This is a genomic window from Variovorax sp. 01T439_2 (assembly GCF_056398445.1).
Genome location: NZ_JBFTPJ010000466.1, coordinates 1 through 4537 on the forward strand (window position 1 = coordinate 1; position 4537 = coordinate 4537).

General features: G+C 67.1%; 4 protein-coding genes and 1 pseudogene. All 5 read left to right on the top strand.

Annotated elements, in window-relative coordinates:
• Positions 1–212 (top strand): annotated as a pseudogene (locus AC1DOC_RS20555) (amidohydrolase); the annotation flags it as partial.
• Positions 213–245: 33 nt separating this feature from the next.
• Complete coding sequence (locus tag AC1DOC_RS20560; RefSeq protein WP_018903556.1) at positions 246–1832, top strand: ABC transporter substrate-binding protein; 1587 nt, start codon at positions 246–248, stop codon at positions 1830–1832.
• Positions 1833–1915: 83 nt separating this feature from the next.
• On the top strand, positions 1916–2827 hold the full coding sequence (locus tag AC1DOC_RS20565; RefSeq protein ID WP_012746241.1) for an ABC transporter permease: 912 nt from the start codon (positions 1916–1918) through the stop codon (positions 2825–2827).
• Positions 2828–2851: 24 nt separating this feature from the next.
• Positions 2852–3922 carry an ABC transporter ATP-binding protein gene (locus tag AC1DOC_RS20570; RefSeq protein ID WP_478130388.1) on the top strand — a complete coding sequence of 357 codons (1071 nt, stop codon included), beginning with the start codon at positions 2852–2854 and terminating at the stop codon, positions 3920–3922.
• The coding region (locus AC1DOC_RS20575; RefSeq protein WP_478130389.1) for an ATP-binding cassette domain-containing protein at positions 3919–4537 on the top strand (619 nt) is incomplete at its 3' end. The genes AC1DOC_RS20570 and AC1DOC_RS20575, both read left to right, overlap by 4 nt.

Sequence of the window (4537 nt, forward strand, 5' to 3'; positions counted from 1 at the left end):
CCTTCATGCTGCAGAAAAAGGCCGGCGCCTACCTGCGCATCGGCCAGGATGCCAAGTGCGGCGCCTTCCTGCACAACAGCCGCTACGACTTCAACGACGAGATCCTGCCGCTTGGCGCCGCATTGCATGCGGGGCTGATCGAGCAGGGGATGCCGCTGGCTGCCACCCGCAGCCAGCAGCCCGTGAAAGACGCCGCTACCGCGACGCCTTGATGTACTTCAGATTCCAACCCGAGGAGTGTTTCCATGAGTTTTCAGAAGAAGGCGGCCGCGGTCGCAGTTTTGTGCGTGCTGGGCACCGCCAGCCTGGTGGCCGGCGCGCAGACCATCCGCGTGGCGAACCAGGGGGACGCGCTGTCGCTCGATCCGCACTCGCTCAATGAGTCGCTGCAGCTGAGCACCACCGCCAACGTCTATGAAACGCTGGTCGGCCGCAACAAGGACCTGAGCGTTGCGCCGCTGCTGGCGACCAGCTGGAAACAGGCCTCGCCCACCGTGTGGCGCTTCGAACTGCGCAAGAACGTCCAGTTCCACGACGGCACGCCCTTCACGGCCGACGACGTGCTCTTCAGCTTCGCGCGCGCCTCGGGCGACGGCTCGGACATGAAGTCCAACACCACCGACATCAAGGAAGTGCGCAAGGTCGACGCGCACACCATCGAGATCGAAACCAAGGGTCCGTTCCCCATTCTTCCCGACGTCATCACGCAGCTCATGATCATGAGCAAGAAGTGGTGCGAGGAGAACAAGGCCGTCACGCCGGTCGACCGCCGCAAGGGCATCGAGAACACCGCCTCGTTCAAGGCCAACGGCACCGGCCCGTTCCGCGTGCGCGAGCGCCAGCCGAACGTGCGCACCGTCTTCACGCGCAACCCGACCTACTGGGGCAAGATCGAAGGCAATGCACAGGAGATCATCTTCACGCCGATCGCCAACCCGGCCACGCGCGTTGCCGCGCTGATCTCCGGCGAGGTCGACGTCATGGAACCGGTGCCCGTGCAGGACATCGCGCGCGTCAACGCCAGCCCGACGGCACGCGTCATCTCCGGCCCCGAGCTGCGCACCATCTTCCTGGGCATGGACCAGAAGCGCGACGAGCTGCTGTACTCCAGCGTCAAGGGCAAGAACCCGTTCAAGGACAAGCGCGTGCGCCAGGCCTTCTACCAGGCCATCGACATCGCCGGCATCCAGCGCACGGTGATGCGCGGCGCCTCGCGCCCCACCGCGCTGATGGTCGGCCCCGGCATCAACGGCTGGAACGAAGCGCAGGACAAGCGCCTGCCCTACGACGTCGAGGCCGCAAAGAAGCTGCTGACCGAAGCCGGCTACCCGAACGGTTTCGAAGTGACGATGAACTGCCCGAACGACCGCTACGTGAACGACGGCCAGATCTGCCAGAGCGTGGCCTCCAACCTGGCGAAGATCGGCGTCAAGATCAACCTCGCGGCCGAGACCAAGGGCACCTACTTCCCGAAGGTGCTGCGCCGCGACACCAGCTTCTACATGCTGGGCTGGACGCCCACCACCTATGACTCGCACAACGCGCTCACGGCGCTGATGGCCTGCCCCGACGACAAGACCGGCGCCGGCCAGTTCAACCTGGGCGCCTACTGCAATCCCAAGGTCGACGAGCTGACCAAGAAGATCCAGTCGGAAACCGACAAGCCCAAGCGCGACGCGATGATCAAGGAAGCCTTCGACCTGCACACCGCCGACGTCGGCCACCTGCCGCTGCACCAGCAGACGCTGGCCTGGGGCGTGAGCAAGAAGGTGGCGCTCACGCAGATGGCCGACAACTACATGCCCTTCAAGTGGATGAGCATCAAGCCGTAATACTGCGGGCCGCCCGCCGGCGGGCGGCCTGAGCGGCTCGATCCTGGGCCCGCTTCTTGCGGGCCCATCCTTTTTGCCTCACGATGAAAAAAACATTCGCCCGCTGGCTCGACAGCGACGTCGGCTACAGCTTTCGCACCTCGCCCGTGGCCATGGCGGCGGCGCTCATTGCACTGGCCTGCGTGTTCTGCGCGGTCTTTGCCGGATGGGTGTCGCCGCACAACCCCTTCGACCTGGCGACGCTCGAGCTCGGCGATGCGCGCCTGCCGCCGGCATGGAGCGCCGAAGGCTCTTCCAAGTACCTGCTGGGCACCGACGACCAGGGCCGCGACATCCTTTCGGCCGTGATCTACGGCGCACGCATCTCGCTGATCGTCGGCGTGGTGTCGGTGGCGCTGTCGATCACCGTGGGCGTGGTGCTCGGCCTCCTGGCCGGCTTCCTCGGCGGCTGGCTCGATTCCTTCCTCATGCGCCTGTGCGACGTGATGCTGTCGTTTCCGCCGATCCTCGTGGCGCTGCTGATTGCGGGCGTCGGCCGCGCGCTGTTTCCCAATGCGCATGAGTCGCTGGCCTTCGGCGTGCTCATCATTTCAATCTCGCTGACCGGCTGGGTGCAGTACGCGCGCACGGTGCGCGGCTCCACGCTGGTGGAGCGCAACAAGGAATACGTGCAGGCCGCGCGCGTGACCGGCGTGGCGCCGCTGCGCATCATGCTGCGCCACGTGCTGCCCAACGTGATGGGGCCGGTGATGGTGCTGGCCACCATCCAAGTCGCCACTGCGATCATCACCGAGGCGACCTTGTCGTTCCTCGGCGTCGGCGTGCCGCCGACTTCTCCTTCGCTGGGCACGCTGATCAGCATCGGCAACCAATACCTGTTCTCGGGCGAGTGGTGGATCACCGTGTTCCCGGGCCTGATGCTGGTGCTGATCGCGCTCAGCGTGAACCTGCTGGGCGACTGGCTGCGCGACGCGCTGAACCCGCGCCTGCGCTGAGATGGAAAGAAGGACAACGCCACCATGACGCTGCTCCAGGTCAAGAACCTTGTGGTCGAGTTCCCGCACCGGCGCGGCACGCTGCGCGCGCTCGACGGAATTTCATTCGACATCGCGCCCGGCGAAATCCTGGGCGTGGTGGGCGAGTCGGGCGCCGGCAAGTCGCTCACGGGCGCGGCCATCATCGGGCTGCTCGAGCCGCCGGGCCGCGTGGCCAGCGGGGAAATCCTGCTCGAAGGCCAGCGCATCGACAACCTCGGCTTCGATGCGATGCGGCCCATTCGCGGGCGCAAGATCGGCGCGATCTTCCAGGACCCGCTGACCTCGCTGAACCCGCTCTACACCGTCGGCCGGCAGCTGGTGGAAACCATCCGCGCCCACCTGCCGGTGACCGAGGCCGAGGCGCGGCGCCGCGCCATCGGCCTGCTGCAGGACACCGGCATTCCGGCCGCCGAGCAGCGCATCGACCACTTCCCGCACCAGTTCTCGGGCGRCATGCGCCAGCGCGTGGTGATTGCCCTGGCGCTGGCGGCCGAGCCCAAGCTCATCGTGGCCGACGAGCCGACCACGGCGCTGGACGTGTCGATCCAGGCGCAGATCATCCAGCTGCTCAAGCGCATCTGTAAGGAGCACGGCGCCGCCGTGATGCTGATCACGCACGACATGGGCGTGATCGCCGAAACCTGCGACCGCGTGGCCGTGATGTACGCGGGCCGCATCGCCGAGATCGGTCCGGTGCACGAAGTGATCCACCAGCCGGCGCATCCCTACACCTCGGGCCTGATGGCTTCGATTCCCGACATGGCGAGCGACCGCGAACGGCTCAACCAGATCGACGGCGCGATGCCGCGGCTCAATGCCATTCCCGAGGGTTGCGCCTACAACCCGCGCTGCCCGCGCACCTTTGCGCGCTGCCTCACCGAGCGGCCCGAGCTCATGCACGCCGGCGCCACGCGCGCCGCATGCTGGCTGCACGATGCCACCGATCCGCACAAGGGCCAGGCCGAKCTGGCGGCCCGGCACCACGATGCGCAGCTGGCCGGCGAGCGCGCCGTGCCCGATGCGGCCGCACCGCTTGCGGAGGTGAGCCGATGAGCACCGCACCGCTGGTGGTGGCGCACGACCTCGCGCGCACCTTCGACGTCTCGCCGCCATGGCTCAACCGCGTGCTCGAACGCAAGCCGCGCGTGCTGCTGCATGCGGTGGACGGCGTGAGCTTTTCGATCGAGCGCGGCAAGACGCTGGCGCTGGTGGGCGAATCGGGCTGCGGCAAGAGCACCGTGGCACGGCTCTTGGTCGGCCTTTACGCACCCACGCGCGGCGGCCTGCAGTTCGACGGGCAGGACGCGCATGCCGCGTTCAAGACCCCCGAAGGCCGCAAGCTGCGCCGGCGCATCCAGATGATCTTCCAGGACCCGTACGCGAGCCTGAACCCGCGCTGGATCGTGGAAGACATCGTCGGCGAGCCGCTGCGAGAGCACGGCATCCTCCGCGACAAGGCCGAACTGCGCGAGCGCGTGGGCGAGCTGCTCAAGTCGGTCGGCCTCTCGCCGCTGGACATGAGCAAGTACCCGCACCAGTTCTCGGGCGGCCAGCGCCAGCGCATCTCCATTGCACGCGCGCTCGCCACCGAGCCCGAGTTCCTGGTGTGCGACGAACCCACCTCGGCGCTCGACGTCAGCGTGCAGGCGCAGGTGCTCAACATCATGA